This window comes from Cyanobium sp. Candia 9D4, from assembly GCF_024346155.1.
In the GTDB taxonomy this organism is placed as follows: Bacteria; Cyanobacteriota; Cyanobacteriia; order PCC-6307; family Cyanobiaceae; genus Cyanobium; species Cyanobium minutissimum.
Map to the genome: position 1 here is coordinate 130,633 of NZ_JAGQCK010000006.1, position 19,371 is coordinate 150,003.

Annotated in this window: 21 protein-coding genes; 16 read left to right on the forward strand and 5 right to left on the reverse strand. The window is 66.8% G+C overall.

The window, feature by feature from the left end:
* The first annotated feature begins 7 nt into the window (after positions 1 to 7).
* Both KBZ08_RS12750 and KBZ08_RS12755 read left to right on the forward strand, forming a co-directional pair.
* Positions 8 to 487 carry a response regulator transcription factor gene (locus KBZ08_RS12750; protein WP_254973412.1) on the forward strand — a complete coding sequence of 160 codons (480 nt, stop codon included), beginning with the start codon at positions 8 to 10 and terminating at the stop codon, positions 485 to 487.
* 14 nt (positions 488 to 501) lie between these two features.
* Positions 502 to 1,989, forward strand: a complete 1,488-nt coding sequence (locus KBZ08_RS12755; RefSeq protein WP_254973414.1) for a cell wall metabolism sensor histidine kinase WalK — start codon at positions 502 to 504, stop codon at positions 1,987 to 1,989.
* A gap of 7 nt (positions 1,990 to 1,996) precedes the next feature.
* Here KBZ08_RS12755 and KBZ08_RS12760 read toward each other — a convergent pair whose 3' ends face one another.
* The 3 genes from KBZ08_RS12760 to KBZ08_RS12770 are packed head-to-tail and all read right to left on the reverse strand — an operon-like array spanning position 1,997 to position 6,121.
* Positions 1,997 to 3,871, reverse strand: a complete 1,875-nt coding sequence (locus tag KBZ08_RS12760) for a glycosyltransferase family 39 protein (protein ID WP_254973416.1) — start codon at positions 3,869 to 3,871, stop codon at positions 1,997 to 1,999.
* Positions 3,872 to 3,896: 25 nt separating this feature from the next.
* Positions 3,897 to 5,162, reverse strand: a complete 1,266-nt coding sequence (locus KBZ08_RS12765; protein ID WP_254973418.1) for a glycosyltransferase — start codon at positions 5,160 to 5,162, stop codon at positions 3,897 to 3,899.
* Complete coding sequence (locus tag KBZ08_RS12770) at positions 5,159 to 6,121, reverse strand: DMT family transporter (RefSeq protein WP_254973420.1); 963 nt, start codon at positions 6,119 to 6,121, stop codon at positions 5,159 to 5,161. Before KBZ08_RS12770 ends, KBZ08_RS12765 begins: the two co-directional genes overlap by 4 nt.
* 97 nt (positions 6,122 to 6,218) lie before the next feature.
* On the opposite strand from KBZ08_RS12770, the gene sppA reads away from it, so the two are divergent.
* From sppA to KBZ08_RS12835, 13 genes are all read left to right on the forward strand, one after another.
* Entirely contained in the window at positions 6,219 to 7,031 is an 813-nt protein-coding gene (gene sppA, locus KBZ08_RS12775; protein WP_254973421.1) for a signal peptide peptidase SppA, read from the forward strand.
* A gap of 4 nt (positions 7,032 to 7,035) precedes the next feature.
* Positions 7,036 to 7,452 carry a chorismate mutase gene (gene aroH, locus KBZ08_RS12780; RefSeq protein ID WP_254948263.1) on the forward strand — a complete coding sequence of 139 codons (417 nt, stop codon included), beginning with the start codon at positions 7,036 to 7,038 and terminating at the stop codon, positions 7,450 to 7,452.
* 56 nt (positions 7,453 to 7,508) lie between these two features.
* On the forward strand, positions 7,509 to 8,126 hold the full coding sequence (locus KBZ08_RS12785) for a DUF2808 domain-containing protein (RefSeq protein WP_254948264.1): 618 nt from the start codon (positions 7,509 to 7,511) through the stop codon (positions 8,124 to 8,126).
* Between the two features lie 28 nt (positions 8,127 to 8,154).
* Positions 8,155 to 8,292, forward strand: coding sequence for a 50S ribosomal protein L34 (rpmH, locus tag KBZ08_RS12790; protein ID WP_015108935.1), 138 nt, complete (start codon positions 8,155 to 8,157; stop codon positions 8,290 to 8,292).
* Between the two features lie 18 nt (positions 8,293 to 8,310).
* Positions 8,311 to 8,751 (forward strand): ribonuclease P protein component, encoded by a 441-nt coding sequence (rnpA, locus tag KBZ08_RS12795; RefSeq protein ID WP_254973423.1) that lies wholly within the window; start codon positions 8,311 to 8,313, stop codon positions 8,749 to 8,751.
* Positions 8,708 to 9,172, forward strand: a complete 465-nt coding sequence (locus tag KBZ08_RS12800; RefSeq protein WP_254948266.1) for a PH domain-containing protein — start codon at positions 8,708 to 8,710, stop codon at positions 9,170 to 9,172. Before rnpA ends, KBZ08_RS12800 begins: the two co-directional genes overlap by 44 nt.
* Before the next feature lie 75 nt (positions 9,173 to 9,247).
* Positions 9,248 to 10,387, forward strand: coding sequence for a membrane protein insertase YidC (gene yidC / locus KBZ08_RS12805; protein WP_254973426.1), 1,140 nt, complete (start codon positions 9,248 to 9,250; stop codon positions 10,385 to 10,387).
* Positions 10,384 to 10,872: a DUF177 domain-containing protein gene (locus KBZ08_RS12810; RefSeq protein ID WP_254973428.1), complete on the forward strand. Its 489-nt coding sequence runs from the start codon at positions 10,384 to 10,386 to the stop codon at positions 10,870 to 10,872. Before yidC ends, KBZ08_RS12810 begins: the two co-directional genes overlap by 4 nt.
* Before the next feature lie 3 nt (positions 10,873 to 10,875).
* Complete coding sequence (locus KBZ08_RS12815) at positions 10,876 to 12,366, forward strand: AAA family ATPase (protein ID WP_254973429.1); 1,491 nt, start codon at positions 10,876 to 10,878, stop codon at positions 12,364 to 12,366.
* A gap of 172 nt (positions 12,367 to 12,538) precedes the next feature.
* Positions 12,539 to 12,727 carry a hypothetical protein gene (locus KBZ08_RS12820; RefSeq protein ID WP_094585404.1) on the forward strand — a complete coding sequence of 63 codons (189 nt, stop codon included), beginning with the start codon at positions 12,539 to 12,541 and terminating at the stop codon, positions 12,725 to 12,727.
* Positions 12,728 to 12,806: 79 nt separating this feature from the next.
* The gene (locus tag KBZ08_RS12825) at positions 12,807 to 14,009 is read left to right on the forward strand and encodes an SGNH/GDSL hydrolase family protein (RefSeq protein ID WP_254973430.1); all 1,203 of its coding nucleotides are present in this window, start codon (positions 12,807 to 12,809) and stop codon (positions 14,007 to 14,009) included.
* Between the two features lie 329 nt (positions 14,010 to 14,338).
* Positions 14,339 to 14,470: a hypothetical protein gene (locus KBZ08_RS12830; RefSeq protein ID WP_254973432.1), complete on the forward strand. Its 132-nt coding sequence runs from the start codon at positions 14,339 to 14,341 to the stop codon at positions 14,468 to 14,470.
* A gap of 246 nt (positions 14,471 to 14,716) precedes the next feature.
* Positions 14,717 to 15,607, forward strand: coding sequence for a DUF5677 domain-containing protein (locus KBZ08_RS12835; RefSeq protein ID WP_254973433.1), 891 nt, complete (start codon positions 14,717 to 14,719; stop codon positions 15,605 to 15,607).
* 626 nt (positions 15,608 to 16,233) lie between these two features.
* Here KBZ08_RS12835 and KBZ08_RS12840 read toward each other — a convergent pair.
* Positions 16,234 to 16,914, reverse strand: coding sequence for a pentapeptide repeat-containing protein (locus KBZ08_RS12840; protein ID WP_254973434.1), 681 nt, complete (start codon positions 16,912 to 16,914; stop codon positions 16,234 to 16,236).
* A 533-nt stretch (positions 16,915 to 17,447) separates the two neighbouring features.
* Positions 17,448 to 17,891 (reverse strand): hypothetical protein, encoded by a 444-nt coding sequence (locus KBZ08_RS12845; protein ID WP_254973436.1) that lies wholly within the window; start codon positions 17,889 to 17,891, stop codon positions 17,448 to 17,450.
* A gap of 557 nt (positions 17,892 to 18,448) precedes the next feature.
* Here KBZ08_RS12845 and KBZ08_RS12850 point away from each other — a divergent pair.
* Positions 18,449 to 19,132, forward strand: coding sequence for a thermonuclease family protein (locus KBZ08_RS12850; protein ID WP_254973438.1), 684 nt, complete (start codon positions 18,449 to 18,451; stop codon positions 19,130 to 19,132).
* Positions 19,133 to 19,371: the final 239 nt, after the last annotated feature.

The following is a 19,371-nucleotide window of genomic DNA, read 5'->3' on the forward strand; positions in this document are numbered from 1 at the left end:
AGGTGCGATGAACTCCCCCCTTCCCCTCCAGGGACGCTCGGTCCAGCAGGCGATCGTCCCCATCGCCACCCAGGTCATGGGTGGTTCCGATGGGGTCCTCACCGCTCGGCCCACCGTCTCGATCGTCGACGATGACCCCCACATCCGGGCCATGGTGGCGGAGGAGCTGGCGGACTCCGGCTGCGAGGTGGTGGCGCTGACCAACGGCCAGGGCCTCGCGACGCGGCTGGCCGAGGGGGGGATCGATCTTGTCTTCCTCGACGTGCAGATGCCCGACTGTGACGGCATCGAATGCCTGCGGGACCTGCGCAGCCAGGGGTGCACCGTGCCGGTGGTCATCTTCACCTCCCTGAACGACCCCGAGCGGCGGCGCCAGGCCCAGGCGGCCGGAGCCGACGACTACGTGCTCAAGCACGAACTGCTCGACAGGCTGCCCGACCTGCTGGAACGGCTCCTGCCCAGGGGGAGCGAGAACCGCCACCTGTGACGACGCGTCCACCGATGGCCCCCCCGACCGGGGCCCCTCCCCGTGGCTGGCGTCACCGACTGTTCGGGAGTCTGCTGGGCCAGCTCCGGCTGGCGGCCTTCACCTCCGTCTTCCTCGGGTTCAGTGCCGCCTCCGCCTTCACCCTGCTGATCAACCGGGACTGTCTGCTGCATCACCAGCACCATGGTCAGCGGCTGGGGGCGGGCTCCCTGGCCGACGCCCTCGACCGGCTCGTCGCCGATCCGTCCGTCGCCCACGCCGACCTGCTGCGCGTGGAGCTGGAGCGCCGCAGTGACCGGGAGCGCTTCTTCTGGGTGCAGCACGAGGATGGCTCCCTGCTGCTGCCCGGGCAAGGGACCGGCGAACTGCTTGCCCTTCCCGGCGTGGTCGGCCAGGCGATGGCGGCCCACAGCGGCGCCTGGTCGGTCCGGTCCTTCGCGCCCCTGCTGATCGGCACGGACCGCCGCCTGGTCAAGGATCCGGAGGGCAACAGCTTTCTCACCTACACCCTGCACCGTTCCTCCGGAGGCAGCCAGCTCTGGGTCGCCGAAGACATCAGCAACAACGTGGCCAGCCTGCGCAGCATGCTGCTGGGGCTGGCGGTGGTGTGGATCCTGAGCCTGGTGCTCACCCTGGTGGCGATTTCCGTGCTCACCCGCCGCCTGCTCCAGCCGCTGCGGGATCTCCATCGCATGGCCGCCGGCGTCACCAGCGAAAGCCTGGCCAGCAGCCACCTCAAGCTCGAGCAGGCGCCCCTGGAGGTGGAGGAGCTCGCCCAGTCCTTCAATGGCCTGCTCGACCGGCTGGCCCTGGCCTGGAGCCAGCAGCGGCACTTCGTGGGGCTCGTCTCCCATGAGCTGCGCAACCCCCTGATGATCATCGGCGGCTACCTGCGCCGCTTGCAGCGGCGCGGCCAGAATCTGGACCCCGAGCAGATGCGCGCCCTCGCCACCACCGAGGCCGAGACCCACCGCATCACCCGCATGCTCAATGACCTGCTGGATCTCTCCCGCAGTGAGTCGGGCCAGCCGCAGATGGTGCTGGCCCCGGTGGCCGTCGACGAGGTGCTGACCACCGCCTGCGACCTCGCCCGCAGCCAGCTGTCACGCCCGCTGCTGCTCACCCTTCCCGAGGAGGCCGCCGAGGGGCCGGTCCGGGCGGTGGCCGAGACCGATCGCCTCCAGCAGGTGCTGCTCAACCTGATCGAGAACGCCGACAAGTACTCGGCGCCGGGTCGGCCGATCAGCCTCGAACTGACGCGGAACGACGCCGAGCTGTGCATCACCGTCCGGGATCAGGGCATCGGCATCCCCCCGGAGGACATCCCCAAGGTGTTCGATCGCTTCCACCGCGGCCGCAACGCCATCGAGCACGAACGGGGCTCGGGTCTTGGGCTGTCGGTGGTGAAGCTGCTGGTGGAGGCCATGGGGGGCTCCATCGACGTCGACAGCGAGATCGGGGTGGGGAGCCGCTTCCACATCCACCTGCCGGCGGCCCCGTAACCGCAGCTCAGTAGCGCTCCGGCCGGGGGTCCTGCCAATCGGGGGCGAACCCCTTCCGGCGCAGCATGGCCACGGAGTCCTCCAGGCGGCGGCGATCAAGGCGCCACAACCGGTAGACCCCGGCGCGCTCCAGTTCGCTGGCGCCGAGATGGCGCCAGAAGGGGGCACCGGCGGTGGTCCGATCGATCACCACCAGCACCGTGGGCTGCTCCTCCGGTCGGCTGGGCCGCTGGCCCACCCGGCGTTCCCGGCGCAGCCGGTCCGCCAGGTTGATCGGACCCTCCACGCCGATGCCCTCGTAGATCACCACCCGCCGGCTGTAGTAGTGCAGGGAGGGCTTGAGCACGCCCACCATCGCCACCGGCTCCCCCGGACGGCCCTCGCGCTGCAGGGCCGCCGCCATGCGGCGCACGGGCTCACCCCGCAGGCGATCACCCACGCTCCACAGCGGCAGCAGGGCCGCAGGCACGAACAGCACCAGGGGCAGCTGCAGGGCCAGCAGGCGCAGGGGCGGGCAGCGGCGCCGGGTGATCCAGCCCAGCAGGGCGGCCAGCAACCAGCAGGCGGCCACCACCGGCACCAGCGGGCTGTCCCGCAGCTCCGAGGCCAGCGTGGGCATCTCCGGATCCTGGATCAGCGGCAGCCAGAGGGGCGCCGCCAGGAACACCAGACCCAGGCCACTCACCAGCAGCAGACAGAGGCCCCAGGCCCAGCGCTCCCAGGGGCGGCCGCCCGCACCGGACCAGCCCGTCTGGGCCGCCAGGGCGATCAGCAGGGCCGCAGCGGGGGTGGCGGGCAGCCAGTAGCTCGGCAGCTTGGTGGCGGCGGCGGTGAAGAACAGCAGCACCGCCAGCAGCCAGCAGGCGGCGAAGCGGGCCAGGGAGGCGGCGGGGGGCTGGGGCCAGGTGGGACACCAGGAGCGCCGCAGCGGTCCGATCGCCCTGGCCAGGCCGACCAGCAGCAGCGGTGAGACGGGCAGGCTCGCCACCAGCATCACCGGCACGAAGAACCACCACGGCTGCAGGTGCCGGTTCACCACTTCGGTGAACCGCTGGATGTTGTGGTATCCGAAGAAGCTGTCCCAGAAGGGCCGGCCCTCGCTGTGCAGGGCCAGCAGATACCAAGGAGCCGCCACCAGAGCTGTGAGCGCCAGGCCCCTCAGCGGCCGCAGCCGCCGCCACAGCCCGGCGACGTCGGCCTGGAGCCAGCCGAACAGCAGCAGGGTGAGGCCCAGGAGCACCACCGCCACCGGCCCCTTGGCGAGCACGGCCAGCCCGAGCACGGGCCAGGGCAGCCACCAGCGCCGGCCGGGATCGGCATAGGCCTGCCAGCAGAGCAGCAGCGCCAGGGCCACCAGGCCGCTGAACAGGGAATCGCTCACCGCCGTGCGCCCCCAGGCGAGCGCCAGGGGCGAGAGGCCGAAGGCGAGGGCGGCGGTGAGGGCCGTCAGGCACGGACGCTCCGGCGCCGTTGGGGAGGCGTCGGCGGGGGCGCCGGTCGGGGCGGGGGCGGCCCGGAACGGGGGCTGGGGCCAGCGCAGCAGGGTGTCCGCCAGGGCCAGCATCACGCCGATGGCGGCCAGGGCCGAGGGGAAACGGGCGGCCCAGGTGCCCAGGGGGTTCCACTGCTCCTGGCCGGGCAGGGCATAGACGAGCCCCATCAGCCAGTAGACCAGCGGCGGCTTGTCGTAACGGGGCAGGCCGTTGACCCGGGGGATCAGCCAGTCGCCCGTCTCCGCCATCGCCCGGGCCGAAGCCGCGAACAGGGGCGGCGTCTCATCCACGAGTCCGGTGCTGCCCAGCTGCCAGGCGAACAGGACCAGGCCCAGGACCAGGGTGATCAGCAGCAACCGGCGGCGCTGGCGGCGGGGCAGGGCGGGCAAACCGGCTGGGCGAATCGGAGGGAACCTATCGCTCCCCAGCCGTTCCATCCTGTGTCGCCGTTCCGGCCATCAGCCGATCCACGAGCTCCAGCTGCCGGGGCAGGCAGACCTGGCTGAGATCGAACCGTTCCACCACCGTCCGCCGGGCCTGCCTGCGCAGCCCGGCGTGGCCGGCCGGATCGGCCAGCACCGCCGCCAGCCGCTCGGCCAGGGCCCGGTGATCGAAGAAATCCACCAGCAAACCGTTGTGGCCATACTCGATCACGTCCTGAACCGGGGCCGTGGCCGAGCCGACCACCAGGGCACCGCAGCTCATCGCCTCCAGCAGGCTCCAGCTGAGCACGAAGGGAACGGTCAGATAGACGTGGCACGCCGTGACCCGGAACAGCTCGTGCAGCACCGGGTGGGGCACGCGGCCGACGAAATGGACCCGGCGCCGGTCGAGGTCGTCGCCCAGCTCCCGCAGCATCGCCTCCTTCCAGCTGCCGCCGCCGGGGGGGAGGGCGCCGTAGCTCACCCCATCGCCGCCCACGATCACCACCTGGACCCCGGGCCTGAGCCGCTGCAGCCGGGGCAGCATGCGCATGAAGGTGTGGAAGCCCCGGTAGGGCTCCAGGTTGCGGGCCACGAAGCTCACCACTTCATCCCCGGGAGCGAAGCTCAGGCCGGCGCGCTGCAGCTGCAGGCGGGCGGGGCCCTGGGGGGCGATCGCGGCGGTGTCGATGCCCTCATGGATCACGCTCAGCCGCTGGCGATAGGGCGCCGGCACGGTGCTGGCCTGCCAGGGGGTGGGGGCCAGGCCCCAGTCCAGGTCCTGGAGGGCCAGCAGCTGGGGGGCCCGACGCAGGCGCAGGCGGGCCCGGGGGCGCCAGTCGGCGTCGGCGAACTCCGGGTCGAATCCCACATCGCCGCCCGCCAGCTGATAGATGAACTCCACCTGGTGCAGGACCGGCACGGCCGGCAGCAGGTCCTTCACCACCAGCAGTTCCCCCCAGCCCGGATGGCCGATCACCAGATCGGGCCGCAGGCCGTCCTTCAGCAGCGTCTCCAGGCAACGGGCCACCGCCTCGGCCCGCAGGATCTTGGTCTGGAAATCGGCTGCCCAGGGATGGCAGGGCGGCACCCCCCCGGGGGGCAGGGGGTCGTAGCGGTGCAGGGGGATGGAAGGCAGGGGCTGGCTGGTGGGGCCGCCGATGGCCACCACCCGGTCGCCGCGGGCCTGCAGGGCCGGCGCCAGGTGCCGGTACTGGCCGGGGAAGTTCTGATGGACGAAGAGGACGGTGCGGCTCATGGCGGCACCGGCTCAGTCCGCCCGCCCGCCTGCCAGATCCGGCCGCGCTGGTTGATCAGCAGCACCGAAAGCAGGGCCAGCGCCGCCCCCAGCCACTGCAGCGGCCCCAGCCGCTCGTCCAGCAGCAGCACCCCGCAGAGCACCGCGAACACCGGCGTCAGGAAGGTGAGGGCGGTGAAGCCGGTGAGGTCGCCACTGCTGGCGAACCAGAAGAAGAGGCCATAGGCCAGGGCACTGCCGAGCAGGGCCGCGTAGGCCATCAGGCCCCACTCCAGCGGGCTCCAGTGGGGCCAGAAGCTCACCGTCTCCGGGCGGAGCAGCGCCTCCCCACCGGCCACCAGCAGCAGGGGCACGCCGCCCAGGAGCATGTGCCAGCCGGTGATGGCGACCGGATCGCTGCGCCGGGTGGCGTAGCGGCAGAGCACGGTGCCCAGCGCCATCGCCGCCGCCGCCCCCAGCATCCAGGCCTCGCCGTGGCTCCAGGCCTGCCCCTGCAGGGCCGGTGGCCCCTGCAGCCACCAGTGGCGCAGCACCTCCCCGGGGAGGCCCAGGCAGAGGATGCCCAGCAGGCCGATCAGCAGGCCCAGCCAGCCCACCGGGTTGATCGCCTCGCCGAACAGGGTGCGGGCCAGCAGGGCCACCAGCAGGGGCTGGGAGTCGATCAGCACCGAACCCAGGCCCGCCCCGGTCTGGCCCAGCCCCCGGGCCAGGAGCCCCTGGAACAGGCTGCCGTCGACGGCGGCGAACAGCAGCAGCCAGGGCCAATCCACAGGATCAACGCGCCAGGAACGCCCCAGCAGGCGGGCCGCCAGCAGCAACACCACCCCGGCCGGCAGCAGCCGCAGGCTGGCCAGCATCGCCGGCGACGCCCCGCCCAGCAGCGGCTTCATCGCCGCCATCGCGGTGCCCCAGAGGGCGAAGGGCAGGAGCATCAACACCCAGCGCAGGGTCCGGGGCATGGGGCGTGAGTCCTGGGGCGGCGGTGGAGGGGCGGAGGGCGGCGAACAGGCCCGTCCGGGCCTTCTTTTTAAGATCCAGCCACCGCGCATCTCCACAATGCCCTGGCCCTGGTGCCGCAAGTCCCGACGAACCCTGGCGCGCATCGCCATCGAGGGGCCGATCGCCGGGGGCACCCGCGTCCGGGTGCTGAAGGCCATCGAGCAGGTGCAGCAGCGGGAGTGCCCCGCCCTGCTGCTGCGCATCGACAGTCCCGGCGGCACCGTCGGCGACAGCCAGGAGATCCATGCGGCCCTGATGCGGCTGCGGGAGAAGGGCTGCCGCGTGGTGGCCAGCTTCGGCAACATCTCCGCCTCCGGCGGCGTCTATGTGGGGGTGGCGGCGGAGAAGATCGTCGCCAATCCCGGCACCATCACCGGCTCCATCGGCGTGATCCTGCGCGGCAATGATCTGTCGCGGCTGCTGAAGCGGATCGGCATCCGCTTCGAAACCGTCAAGAGCGGCCTCTACAAGGACATCCTGTCCCCCGACCGCGCCCTCTCCGAGGGGGAACGGCAGTTGCTGCAGGAGCTGATCGACGCCAGCTACGGCCAGTTCGTGGCCGCGGTGGCCGCAGGCCGGGGCCTGGAGCAGGACGTGGTGCGCGCCTTCGCCGACGGGCGGGTGTTCAGCGGCGCCCAGGCCCTGGAGCTCGGCCTGGTGGATGTCCTGGGGGACGAGGGGAGCGCCCGCCGCCTGGCGGCGGAGCTGGCGGGGCTGGATCCGGAGAAGGCCCGGACGGTCAGCTTCGGCAAACCGCCCCGGAAGCTGCTCGGGCTGCTGCCGGGCAGCACACTGATGCAGCAGCTCTCCCAGTCCCTGAGCCTGGAACTGGCCTGGAGCGGCCAGCCCCTCTGGCTCCATCGCCCCTGACGTCATGAAGCCTGGTCTTGAGCTGAGGGCCCTGCGGGGAGCCACCACCGCCAGCGCCAACACCGGCGAAGCGATCGCGGAGGCCGTAGCGGAGCTGATCGAGGAGCTGCTGCAGCGCAACGACCTGGCGGGGGACCGGGTGCTGTCGGTGACCTTCTCCGTCACCGCCGATCTGGACGCCTGCTTCCCGGCCGCCATCGCCCGGCGCCGGGCCGACTGGGGGCGGGTCGCCCTGCTGGATTGCCAGCAGATGGCGGTGGCCGGGGACCTGCCCCGCTGCATCCGGCTCCTGGCCCACGCCTGGCTGGATGCCAGCCGGGAGGAGGTCCACCCCTACCTGCGGGAGGCGGCACGGCTGAGGCCTGACCGGGCCGAGGCGGCCCCGCCTTCGGCCCCAGCCAGCTCCCCCGCCGACCACTGAAGGCACGGCAGACGCACGGGCGTGTTGAGACTTTCAGCATGAAGTTCCTCCCAGCCATGCCTTCCTTCCCGCGCGAGCGGTCCCAGCCCCTGGCCCTGATCGGCCGTCTGGGCACCGCCGGCCTCGGAGCGCTGGCGGTCGCCGGCGCCACCCTCCTCTCCCCGCTCGCCCCCACCCCCTCCCTGGCCCAGGGCACCCCCGGCCTGATGGAGTTCCGCTGGGAGAACAACAAGGACTACCGCAAGCTCTACTTCTTCACCACCGACACCGTCCGCATGCAGCGGGCGGAGTACTACCTGATGCTGCGGCCGAAGGATCGCAAGACGGCCATCCTCAAGCTGAGCATCAGTGTTCCCAGCCACTTCGACACCAAGATCGATCCGAAGCAGGTGAAGCTGTGCCGGATGAGTGAGGGCGGGATGCTGAAGAGAACCCGCTGCCTGGAAACGATCCCCGCCACGATCGAGGTGTCGGAGAACGGGCGATCCATCGAGATCTTTCCGGAAACCCCCGTGTCCGACAAGGACACGATCGGTGTCTACATGAACGTGTTCAACCCGTTCAACGCCGGCATGTATCAGTTCAACGCCCTGGCCCAGGCCCCCGGCGACATCCCGGTCTCGGGCTACCTGGGCAGCTGGCTGATCCAGATCGTGCCCAACAACACCAACTGATAGGGTGACCCACTGAGCAAGCAGCAGCATGACGAAGCGCACCCTTGAAGGAACGAGCCGCAAGCGCAAGCGCGTGTCCGGCTTCCGGGTGCGGATGCGCACCCACACGGGCCGTCGCGTGATCCGCACCCGCCGTCGCCGCGGCCGCGCCCGCCTGGCGGTCTGAGGCCGGCCGGGAAGGTCCGTGGCCCTGCCGCAGCAGCACCGGCTGAAGGGCCGACGGGTCTTCGATCGTCTGTACCGTCAGGGGCGTCGCTTCCAGGGACCGGGGCTGCTGCTCCGGGTCCTGGCGGCCGACCCGTCCCTGCTGCCCCCTGGTACGCCCCACGCCGGGACCCCCGGAACGCCCCCCACCGCCAGCCCCTGGCGCTGCGGCATCGTGGTCAGCAGCAAGGTGAGCAAGCTGGCGGTGCGCCGCAACCGCCTGCGGCGCCTCTTCCACGACCACCTGCGGCGCCACCCCCCGGCCCCGAGCGAGCCCCTGTGGCTGCTGATCACCCTCAAGCCCGGCTGCCTCGAGCGCAGCGAGGACCAGCTGCTGGGAGAATGTGCCCAGCTGCTGCGCCAGGCAGGATTGCTGCATGACCCCGGAGGACAGGGTGGAGAACAAACTCGAGATCAATGAGACGGTCTTCTACGAGGGCGGTCCCGCCAGGGGCGACCTGATCGTCAACCTGCTGTTCGGCCTCACCCTGATCGGCATCCCCTTTGCCGTGGGAGCCATCGTCCGGGCCCTGTGGCTGCGCTTCCGCATCACCAGCCGGCGCATCAGCGTCAGCGGCGGCTGGCTCGGCCGCGACCGCACCCAGGTGGTCTACAGCCAGATCCGCGAGGTGCGCTCGGTGCCGCGGGGCTTCGGCGCCTGGGGCGACATGGTGGTGGTGCTCAACGACGGCGCCAAGCTCGAAATGCGTGCGGTGCCGCGCTTCCGGGAGCTCGAGGCCTTCATCGAGGAGCAGCGCGAGAGCCGCGGCAAGGCCGCCTCCCGCACCTCCGGAGCCACCGGTGCCGCCGGCTTCGCCCCCCCGGCCCGTGAAAGCGCCTGACCACCGGACCCCCAGCCGGTCGCCCCGGTCGGGCACACTGGCAGCCGAGATCCACCACCCCAGCGCACCCCTGCCGTGATCGGCTACATCTCCGACAACCTGCTGCTCCCGATCCTCGATTTCTTCTACGGATTGGTTCCGAGCTATGGGCTCGCGATCGTGGCCCTCACCGTGGTCATCCGCCTGGCCCTGTTCCCGTTGAGCGCCGGCTCGATCCGCAGCGCCCGGCGCATGCGCATCGCCCAGCCGGTGATGCAGCAGCGCCAGGCGGAGATCAAAGCCAAGTACGCCAACAACCCCCAGAAGCAGCAGGAGGAGCTGGGCGGTCTGATGAAGGAGTTCGGCAGCCCCCTCTCGGGTTGCCTGCCGCTGCTGGTGCAGATGCCGATCCTCTTCGCCCTGTTCGCCACCCTGCGGGGGTCCCCCTTCGCGGACGTCCCCTACGCGATCAACCTCAAGGTGCTCCCCGCCGAGGAGATCGCCGCGGTGGAGGCCAAGCCCTTCAACAGCGCCAGCCACTCGATCTTCATCAGTGAAACCGAGCACGTACCGGTGATCGCCAGCCTCGAGGGCGGCACCAAGCTCGGCGTCGGCGACAGCACCCAGGTGGAGCTGCACGGCAAGGACGGCACCAGCTTCGCCTCCCTGCTGAGCACCGTGGAGCACGGCGACAGCTTCACCCCCAGCTGGGTGGTGACCAAGGGCGAGAGCGTGGTGAAGGTGGACGACCAGGGACGGATCACGGCCCTGGCCCCCGGTGACGCCACCGTGGAGGCCCGCATCCCTGGCCTGGCGGCCCGCAGCGGCTTCCTGTTCATCAAGGCCCTGGGCCAGGTCGGCTTCTACACCGATGGCGCCGTCAACTGGGACATCGCCATCCTGGTGGGGGCCTTCGGCGCCACCCTGTTCGCCTCCCAGCTGCTCTCGGGCATGGGCATGCCCGCCAACCCCCAGCAGGCGACCGCCAACAAGATCACGCCGGTGATGATCACGGCCATGTTCCTGTTCTTCCCGCTGCCGGCGGGGGTGCTGCTCTACATGGTGGTGGCCAACGTGTTCCAGGGAGTCCAGACCTTCCTGCTCACCCGTGAGGCCCTGCCCGACAACCTGCAGGCCATCCTCGACAAGCAGCTCGCCCAGCAGCCGGCCACCGCCACGGCCGGCGGCGGCAGCGCTGGCGGTCGCCTGCCCTTCGAGCCCAAGACCAAGAAATGACCCGGCTGCAGCCGCTGCCCCTGCAGGAGTTGCGGCTGCTGGGCGAGGGCCGCACCTGGCCGGTCGACCAGGCCATCGCCGGCCTGGCCAGCCTCACGCCGGTGCGCGGCCGGGTGCGGGCCCTGCACCACGGCACGGTGCTGGAGGTGGAGGGCACGGCCGAGACGATCATCACCCTCTGCTGCGACCGCTGCCTGCAGACCTACAACCACGCCCTGGCCGCCACGGCCCGGGAGCTGCTGGAGATCGCCGTGGCCGGCCCCGAAGAGGAGGAGGTGGTGTTCGCGGCCGAGGATCCGGTGGAGTGCCTCGATCCGGGCGGCCGCTTCGATCCGGAGCGCTGGCTGTTCGAGCAGCTCAGCCTGCAGCTGCCCCTGGTGAACCGCTGCGGCCCCGACTGCCCCGGCCCGCCGCTGGCCAGCGGCGATGCCAGCGGCGATGGGGACGGTGACCCCCGCTGGGCGGCGCTCCGCTCCCTGCGCTGAGCCATGGTCCACGACCTGGGCGATCAGCTGGATCTTCTGATCCGCTCCCGCACGCCGATCCTCTGGATCCGCAGCCTGGAGGAGGAGCGGGTGGAGGGCCTGCTGGAGCGGGCCGCCCAGCGCCTGGGGGGCCGCACGCTGCTGCGCTGGGACTTCATCGGCGGGCTGAGCGGTTCCCCAGGCCTGGAGGGGCAGGCGGTGCGTCAGCCGATGGCGGCCCTCGGCGCCCTCGACGGGCTGCCGGCCGAGCAGGGGGCGATCCTGCTGCTGAAGGACTTCCACCGCTACGCCGACGACCCCGGCGTCTGCCGGCGCCTGCGCAACCTGGCCGCCGGCCTGCGCCAGGTGCCCCACACCCTGGTGATCAGCGCCCCGGAATGGCAGCTGCCGCGGGAGCTGGAGGACAGCGTCACCCTGCTGGAGCTGCCCCTGCCCGAGGCCGGGGAGATCGGCCGTCTGCTGCGGGCGATCGCCGAGGCCAGCGGTCAGCCCCTGGAGCCTGGGGTGCTCGAGCAGCTCACCGCCGCCTGCCACGGGCTGAGCGAGCAGCGGGTGCGCCAGCTGGCGGCCCGGGCCCTGGCCCGGCGGGGGCAGCTGGGCATCGAGGACCTGGCAGAGGTGCTGGAGGAGAAGCGCCAGGCCATCGCCCGCAGCGAACTGCTGGAGTACTGCCCCACCGAAGCCACCCCGGCCGACATCGGCGGACTGGAAACCCTGAAGCACTGGCTGGAGCAGCGCCACCGCGCCTTCAGCGAGGAGGCCCAGCGCTACGGCCTGCCGCTGCCCCGGGGGGTGCTGCTGATCGGCCCCCAGGGCACGGGCAAGTCGCTCACCGCCAAGGCGATCGCCCACAGCTGGGCCATGCCCCTGCTGCGCCTTGACGTGGGCCGCCTGTTCGCCGGCCTGGTGGGGGCCAGCGAGGCGCGCACCCGGGAGATGATCCAGCGGGCCGAGGCCATGGCCCCATGTGTGCTCTGGATCGACGAGATCGACAAGGGCTTCGGCGGTGGCGACGGCCGCAGCGACGGCGGCACCAGCCAGCGGGTGCTGGCCAGCCTGCTCACCTGGATGGCGGAGAAAAGCAGCGCCGTGTTCGTGGTGGCCACCGCCAACGCCGTGGAGCGGCTGCCGGCGGAACTGCTGCGCAAGGGCCGCTTCGACGAGATCTTCCTGCTGGAGCTGCCCGATGCCGAGGAACGCCGGGCGATCCTGGACCTGCAGCTGCGGCGGCGGCGGCCCCGCCATGCCATCCCCCTGGAGGTGCTGGTGGACCGCACCGCCGATTTCTCCGGCGCCGAACTGGAGCAGACCGTGATCGAAGCCATGCACCTGGCCTTCGGCGAGGGCCGCGAGCTCGGGGAGGCCGACCTGATCGCGGCGGCCAGCCAGGTGGTGCCCCTCTCGCGCACGGCCCGGGAGCAGCTGGAGGCCCTGCGCAGCTGGGCCAGCAGCGGCAGGGCCCGGCCGGCCTCAGGCGCCGGGAGGGTTTCCTGAGGCGAATCGCCACGAAAGTGGAAGACATTCAATGCATCGATCCCTGCATCGAAGCGGCCCGATGTAACGGCTTCATGAAGAACAACCACGCCTCGTAACAGCTTGGCGGGGCTGGCGGTGACGAACGATTCATCGCCCGTAGCGTCAGTCGATCAATCGTGACGAAGCCGCCGTGACCCCGAGCCCCAGCCCCCGCTCCGGCAGCGAACTCACCTCCCAGCTCGCCGTGGCCAGCCTCGGCGCCGGTGTGATCACCACCCTGGCGGTGGCCCAGGGCCAGAGCCCCCTGACGGCCCTCGGCATCACCCTGTTCTCGGCCGTGGCGGCCGTGGTGGTGGGCCAGGTGATCTCCAGCAATTGATGGATCTGAAGGTGTGATCCAAACGGCAAGGACTTCTCTTTTTTCCCAGTAGGCTTCCGGCGATCATCCGGATGCGGGCATGGGTACCGTTCTGCCATGGCTGGGTCTGGCGGCCGCCTTCACGGCCCTGATCCAGCCCCTGCCCGCCCAGGCACGCATCGCCAGGCTTGAGAGCCTCTTCGTGGTGGGCGACAGCGTCCTGGACGGTGGCAACGCCGGCCGGAGAACCCAGCTGCAGTCAGGCGGCTCCGTGGTCTTTCCGCCACCGCCCTATGCCGATGGACGGTTCAGCAATGGACCGACGGCGGTGGAAGTTCTGTGGAATCGCTTCCATCCGCGAGATCCTTTCTTCAGTGCCGCCAACCCCCTGGCCCCCTTCCGGCCCTCTCTGGCAGGTGGCACCAACTACGCGATCGGCGGGGCCACCACCGGCGTGGCCAACAACAACGGCGTCTCGCCGGTCCTGGGCCCGGTGATCCCTGGCTTCTTCGAGAATCTCGGCAATGCCTGGCAGCGGAATGCCTTCATTGCTGCAGCACCGGCCTTTGATCCGGCCAGGTCATTGTTCGTGATCCAGCTGTTTCCCAATGACGTTCTCTATACCCAGACCACCGCTACGTTGACCCAGTCCCCGGGACTGCTGGCCGGCAGTTTCGACGGCGCTCTTCAACCTGGCCCCCCGACGATTCAGCTCCCGCCACCATCAATCGAGGCGCAGGTGTTTCAACAGGTCATCAGCAACGCCGTCAACAACGTCGTGGCGACGGCCGTTGACTTCCATCAGCGGGGGGCCCGCAACATTCTCGTGTTCAACTCCCCTGACCTGGGTCGCCTCCCGGGGGCAGGGCCTCCGGGCGGGCCCCAGGCACAGACCCTCAGCCTCCTTTCCACCATCTTCAATGCCTCGATCGAAAGCGCCCTGGACCAGGTGCGACCGACCCTGGCCGGATCCCGCCTGACGCTGTTCGACTTCCACGGCCTGAGCAGCCGAATCTATTCCGATCCCGGAGCCTTTGGCCTGGATGGCTCCCTGGTGCCCTGCATCCGCGACATCGCCTGCCTGAGCGATCCCCAGACGGCCGCCCGGCGCCTGTTCTGGGACGATCTCCATCCCACGACGGCTTTCCATCAGCGCGTCGGGCTGGCTCTCCACGGCGAGGTGGTCGCCCAGGTTCCTGGCCCGCTGCCGGTCGTCGGCCTCGGCGTGGCCTTCGGCTACAGCCGCCGGTTGCGCCGACGGATCAACCGCCAGAAGTGTTCGGGCGTCAGGGCGCTCCGCTGATCCGGCATCCCAAGGGAAACGCAACGCCGCCGGCCTGTGGGATCCGACTGCCAAGCTGCCTGAACGCCACCGCCGACCCCCCTTGAGCACCGACCTTGGGCCCCATCTCCAGCCACGTCCAGGGGCCAACGCCCCAGTTCCCCTGCGGGATCTGATGCCAGCCCTGGCCAACAAGACCTACTTCAACTAGGTAAGCCCTACAAGAGAGCCCAGTTGCTGCAGTGGGTTTGATGCCGTCGACAAAGGAGCTTGGGCCACGCCTTTGGCCACGCTCCCTGACCCAGTGGCATGAACGTCTGTGGTCCTGCGCTGGAAAACCAGACCGCTTCATGCCGAAACACGAAGACATCGGCTTTCGCAAGGTCATCGCCTTGGATGAAGGGAGGGGTGAGTTACCTGAGCAAGGCGGCAGCGAAAATCAGACCATGGTGGGCCAGGCCATCATCGGGGGCATGCGCTGAAGAACCACCACAGCGCGGATTATTGTGAAGCGGGCTGCTGCAAGAGTGGTGCGCCGTGTGCAGACTCCATGACGGGCGTATCAAGGGACGTGCCCCGTTGGTGTGGGGAAGAGACTCCGCCACGTCCCAGCAAGAGAGCCGAAGCCGACCCAACGAACAATCGGCGGACTTGCGCAGCCCTTGAGGCCACCCGCACCATTAGGAGGCCTATCCGCAGCCCACCACCACAGGGGCGGGCTGGATGTCATGACTGAGGAGCTGCAGCTACCAGAGCCACCCGTTTTCTCAGACGAACAGATAAGAAGGTGCCGTGAGTCTGGCTCATTCATGCCAGTGATGTATGAATGGTATAAGTACGTCTGCCGCCTCTGCATTCTTTTTGCATCGATAAGTCGCGAGTCGCCAGCGGTTCGAGATCTACCAGCCATTCAATATTCAGTGATTACTGGCCTACTAAACCGTTGTTCACGACTAATGCTTGCCAATCTTGCACTAGCACGCAACGGGCGGTTTGGGGAAACCACAGCGCTCCTCGATCGATGCATTTTTGAAACATGTGTGAAGGCAATGTGGCTGTGCCACAAAGGCACAGAGGATGCCTTTAGCCGCTACCTGGCAGATGGCCTCAGAACAGAAATTGAACTCTCTGCTGAGATCCAAGAAAACATCAGCAAGCGTGAAGGAAATCCTGTCCTAGCAATCGAAGATCGTATGTTAAAGTCAATCAAGCGCCACATCGCATTGGCTGGACTGACTGAAGAAGAAGTTATAGCTACAAAGAGATTCCCGAATATGGCGGTCATGATGCATGATCTTGGGATTGAACGCCTTTGGTATGTGGTCGGGCAGCGCATTGGCTCGCATCATATCCACGGAACCTGGCCTAGCCTGCTGACACACTATCTTGAAGAGGAAGATGGGTCCTTACTATTGAGAGATAACGATTGCAGCACTCATCCCAATCAGTTCGTGGCAATAGCGCTGCTTGTTCTATCCGCAATAGCTGCATCTATCAGATTCACTTTCAGCTCCAAAGAGGACATTAGTCCACTAAAAGATTTCCTTGAATCCATCGAGGTGGAGATTCTGAAAGTCGCCCATGTGATGGCAAAGGGTGATTTTGATGCAGTCTCGTGAATCGAACGACCATCTCCAGATGACCTGCTTGTATATATTTGACCTATAGAAGTCCTTGCCAGAGATTGCTTTGGGTAAGTGCGTTTTTCATCAGAGACTTTACTGCAGGGAATCACCGCCACAACTTCTCGAACCGCGCCGGGCTAGTGGCGGTGCACCGCACGGTGTACTGACTATTGCGGTGCGCAGATTAGTCCTGAAAGAGGCGAGTGTCTGCCCCTAGTCGGCAAGAACAAAATATCAGGCATTGCGTAGCATGTGGGGATGAACGACCACCGGCACCATGACACTCTCTGAGCTGGTCAGGTATTTCTGAACAGAGTCCATCTTTTACCTGTGAAGCTAGGCACCACACCTAGAAGGACGCTCCCACCCAGGAGCTAACGCCGCACCCATAGCCCCGAGTTCAATGCCAAGGTGGCCAAGGTGGCCAAGGTGGCCCGGGCGGCCTGGTGGTTCCCAGCTGGCTCGATTAGATGGCCAAGACTGGGATCAATTCTCCCTATAGAAGCGCTGTGTTCCAAGGGAGTTGAAATGAAGGCCCCGGAAGGTCAATCCAGGTCGAGCGCTGCCTTAAGTCGGGGAGGAGTATTCCATGTCCCCTTGAAGGCTTCCTTGTAAGGCCATTATGTCTTTTCGTCCCATCTGACATCACTGAGGTTGGCCATGTAGAGATATGCGCTGGTGAGGTTGGCCCCGCTTAGGTTGGCCTCGCTGAGGTTCGCCACGCTGAGGTCGGCTCTGCTTAAATCGGCTCTGCTTAGGTCGGCCCGAATGAGCATGGCCTTTCTGAGGTCCGACTTTCTGAGGTTGGCCTGTCTGAGATCGGCACTGATAAGCAATGCCCCGCTGAGGTTGGCGTCCCAGAGGTTGGCCATTCTGAGATCAGCGTCCCAGAGATTGGCATTGCCGAGGTTGTTCTGCCTGATGTTGGCCTCGCGTAGATCATAGCCGAAAAGATATGCTCCAGGCTTTTGGTCTGATCCTGCAAGGATCGGAAAGTCCGAATCTCTCAGAAACTGAAAAACCAGACTTCGCCACTCCGGCTCCTCACCCTTTAACTGTGTGAGAGCCGTGAGAGTCAGCGCACGGGCAACGCCATTCGCTTCAGACCCCGGCCGCTTGGCTTCCCTGACTATCTTCGTATCTAAAAGCATCCCTTTCATCTCCTTGATGTATTCACGGATAACGGCATCCTTCTGATTTGTCTGGGCGATCTCGTTCTGCCGGTTGCTGTTGAGAGTACCAAGGAACCAGCCACCGAGTGCAATTGTCAAAGGGACAGAGAGCTTTAGTGAAAGCTCCATCCAATCCCATCCCGTCTTCTCTGACGCACCTAACCAGCGCAGCAGAGACGGCCGACACTGGAGGAGGAACGGGCTATTCAGCTCCAGGCTGGCATCCGCCCAGTTCTGCTCAGCTGTGCACCACGGGCGGCGTTGAGAAAGCTGTTCGGCGCGGGCTCTGGTCTCGTCATCCGTCGGGGGTGGCTTTCGTTTTGATGAACCATCGGATGGCCAAGGCCCCCAAAGCCTCCACTGCCAAGGCGGGATGCGACCAGACACTGGTTTGGCAGGTTCTACAACGCCAAAGAGCCCTTCACTGACTGACATTAGGCCCAATCCCAGTCGGCCACGCATGAAGCCTTTGGGGAGATGCACGCCATGGAGCGACCACCGTCCTGCGGGTAGAGCGTGTCTTGAGGGCCACCCGTGAAGAGCGGAACATGCTCGCCGGTGCGGGTGTCGATGCGTTCGAGTGGCCAGCCGTGGGCGTCAAAGTGCCAGAAGTAGCCGGGCATGTTGCCGGGTTAACTGTTCGAGGGGATCTCTAGGAACGATTAGATTTCAGTAAACGCTGCTGTCCCTGCTGAAATCCTTGGGAATCTGCCTCCACCAGATGAGCCGACTCCTGCCAGCTTGGTATACTCATTAACGGTCAGTCTGGCAATCGATGCATCATATTCCGAGATTATGAAGTCATTTTTGCCGTAGACCTTGACCCCAACGAACCCATCTGGAATCGCAGTAAGGAGAAAGCTGGCTTCAATCTGGGTTACGACGGGATTGGAAATGGCGGAATCATCCGGCGCAAAGGCTAGGAGGTCAAACTCGTAGATACCATCAGCGGGAGGCACGAAGTAGAGATATTGGTTTAGGAAGCCAGTTTCGCTCCAGCCGCTATTGGGGGCCTCTCCAATAACTCTGATCCAGATTTGGGGCGGGAAGCTCTCAAGCGTCACAAGGTCTACTGACTTAACGCTGGGGACAAGTGAGTTAGCCACTGTCTATCACGCAGGATACGCCCAACAGTAGCTGTGGCATCAGCAACCGCTCGCCGCACTGACGATGCAGTAGTGCATCAAGGGGTTTAAGAAATATATGTAGGCTCCGCTTCGTTTCATCAGGAGTCTTCCAAGCGAATGCAGCCTCAGTCTGACAACTTCCGCAGACGGTATATGCGTTGTAACTCAATGCCACAGCTATGCTTCATAAGGTAGTTGCGCATTGATCAGCGAAAATCGACGTCTGACACGGCGAGCGATCAGACAGAAACCAGGCCATCAATCGAACTTCGCCAACCAGTCCCCGATGGTCATCCCTATGGCCTGGGGGAAGGAGCAGGCGATTGGACGCCCGCCATGCTGAGGGAGGAGCATCTCTCCAGGTTGTCCGGTGAAGGCTGGGACGTCCTGGCCTGTGACGGTCTCGATGCGTTCGAGGGGCTAGCCATCGGCATCGAAGTACCAGAGGTATCGAGTCATAGTGATGGTGCGGCTACCCCAGGATTCCCATTGGGGGTCGGTGGCACCGAAAATGGGGGAGCCCTCTGCGCCAGCTAATGGGACTCCCTTCCCTGATCGCATCAGCCGTCTTCATCCTTGCCTTGGCTCCTCTGTCAGCAATGGCAGCCACGGTGATCTCAGTCGGTGATGGCGACACCCTGCGAGTCGAGGAAGCCGGTCGGAAGCTCACAATCCGTGTGGCCTGCATCGATGCCCCTGAGATGGCACAGGCCCCCTACGAACAGCAGGCCAGGCAGGCGCTCCAGGCTCTTCTCCCAATCGGCTCCACAGTCACCCTGAAGGTGCAGACGAGAGACCGCTACGGAAGGACCGTTGCTGAGGTGTTCGCGCCGAACGGGGCCAACGCAGGGCTGACCCTGGTGCAGCAGGGGATCGCCTTCGCATACCGCCAGTACCTGAAGCAGTGCGATGAGTGGGCCTACCTCGATAGGGAGAAGGTGGCTGAGCGCTACCGGCTCGGTGTCTGGAGGTCTGCCGGGGGGATCGGGCGCCCATGGGATTTCAGGGCTGCACGGCGGGGAAGCCAGAGCCAGCCGGTAGCTAGGCCACAGCGGCCGGTGAATCTTACGATCATCAATGGTGGATCGAGGCCGAGCTCAGGCAGGCGGTGGTACTGCCGGAACGTGGGGTCTTGGGAGCATGCTCAGCAGCTGCTGAGGGAGGGGCATACGTATTTGGATGGGGACGGGGATGGGGAGGCTTGCGAGGCGTTGCGGTAACCTCGGCAAGACTGTTGGGATGGAAGAAGGAAGATAACAATCAATAGCCTAAGACCAGATATAGTTAAAAAAACCCATATCAAGCAAGAACTCTGAATCTCCAGGCGGGAGACCTCTATAAACAGAAAAGACGTGAAGGAGTACTGAGTGGGTACCAGGTGCTGTAGAGTGGAGTGAGGGTAGGTTTTTTGCAGTGGAAGGTTGGCGGTCAATGCCGCGAGGGCGCAGCAGCACTGAAG

Excerpts from the sequence above, each read along its gene's own strand:
- KBZ08_RS12750 (WP_254973412.1), top strand. The coding sequence starts at position 8 with ATGAACTCCCCCCTTCCCCTCCAGGGACGCTCGGTCCAGCAGGCGATC.
- KBZ08_RS12755 (WP_254973414.1), top strand. The coding sequence starts at position 502 with ATGGCCCCCCCGACCGGGGCCCCTCCCCGTGGCTGGCGTCACCGACTG.
- KBZ08_RS12765 (WP_254973418.1), bottom strand. The coding sequence starts at position 5,162 with ATGAGCCGCACCGTCCTCTTCGTCCATCAGAACTTCCCCGGCCAGTAC.
- KBZ08_RS12770 (WP_254973420.1), bottom strand. The coding sequence starts at position 6,121 with ATGCCCCGGACCCTGCGCTGGGTGTTGATGCTCCTGCCCTTCGCCCTC.
- sppA (WP_254973421.1), top strand. The coding sequence starts at position 6,219 with ATGCCCTGGCCCTGGTGCCGCAAGTCCCGACGAACCCTGGCGCGCATC.
- aroH (WP_254948263.1), top strand. The coding sequence starts at position 7,036 with ATGAAGCCTGGTCTTGAGCTGAGGGCCCTGCGGGGAGCCACCACCGCC.
- KBZ08_RS12785 (WP_254948264.1), top strand. The coding sequence starts at position 7,509 with ATGCCTTCCTTCCCGCGCGAGCGGTCCCAGCCCCTGGCCCTGATCGGC.
- rpmH (WP_015108935.1), top strand. The coding sequence starts at position 8,155 with ATGACGAAGCGCACCCTTGAAGGAACGAGCCGCAAGCGCAAGCGCGTG.
- KBZ08_RS12800 (WP_254948266.1), top strand. The coding sequence starts at position 8,708 with ATGACCCCGGAGGACAGGGTGGAGAACAAACTCGAGATCAATGAGACG.
- KBZ08_RS12810 (WP_254973428.1), top strand. The coding sequence starts at position 10,384 with ATGACCCGGCTGCAGCCGCTGCCCCTGCAGGAGTTGCGGCTGCTGGGC.
- KBZ08_RS12815 (WP_254973429.1), top strand. The coding sequence starts at position 10,876 with ATGGTCCACGACCTGGGCGATCAGCTGGATCTTCTGATCCGCTCCCGC.
- KBZ08_RS12825 (WP_254973430.1), top strand. The coding sequence starts at position 12,807 with ATGGGTACCGTTCTGCCATGGCTGGGTCTGGCGGCCGCCTTCACGGCC.
- KBZ08_RS12830 (WP_254973432.1), top strand. The coding sequence starts at position 14,339 with ATGCCGAAACACGAAGACATCGGCTTTCGCAAGGTCATCGCCTTGGAT.
- KBZ08_RS12835 (WP_254973433.1), top strand. The coding sequence starts at position 14,717 with ATGACTGAGGAGCTGCAGCTACCAGAGCCACCCGTTTTCTCAGACGAA.
- KBZ08_RS12840 (WP_254973434.1), bottom strand. The coding sequence starts at position 16,914 with ATGGAGCTTTCACTAAAGCTCTCTGTCCCTTTGACAATTGCACTCGGT.
- KBZ08_RS12850 (WP_254973438.1), top strand. The coding sequence starts at position 18,449 with ATGGGACTCCCTTCCCTGATCGCATCAGCCGTCTTCATCCTTGCCTTG.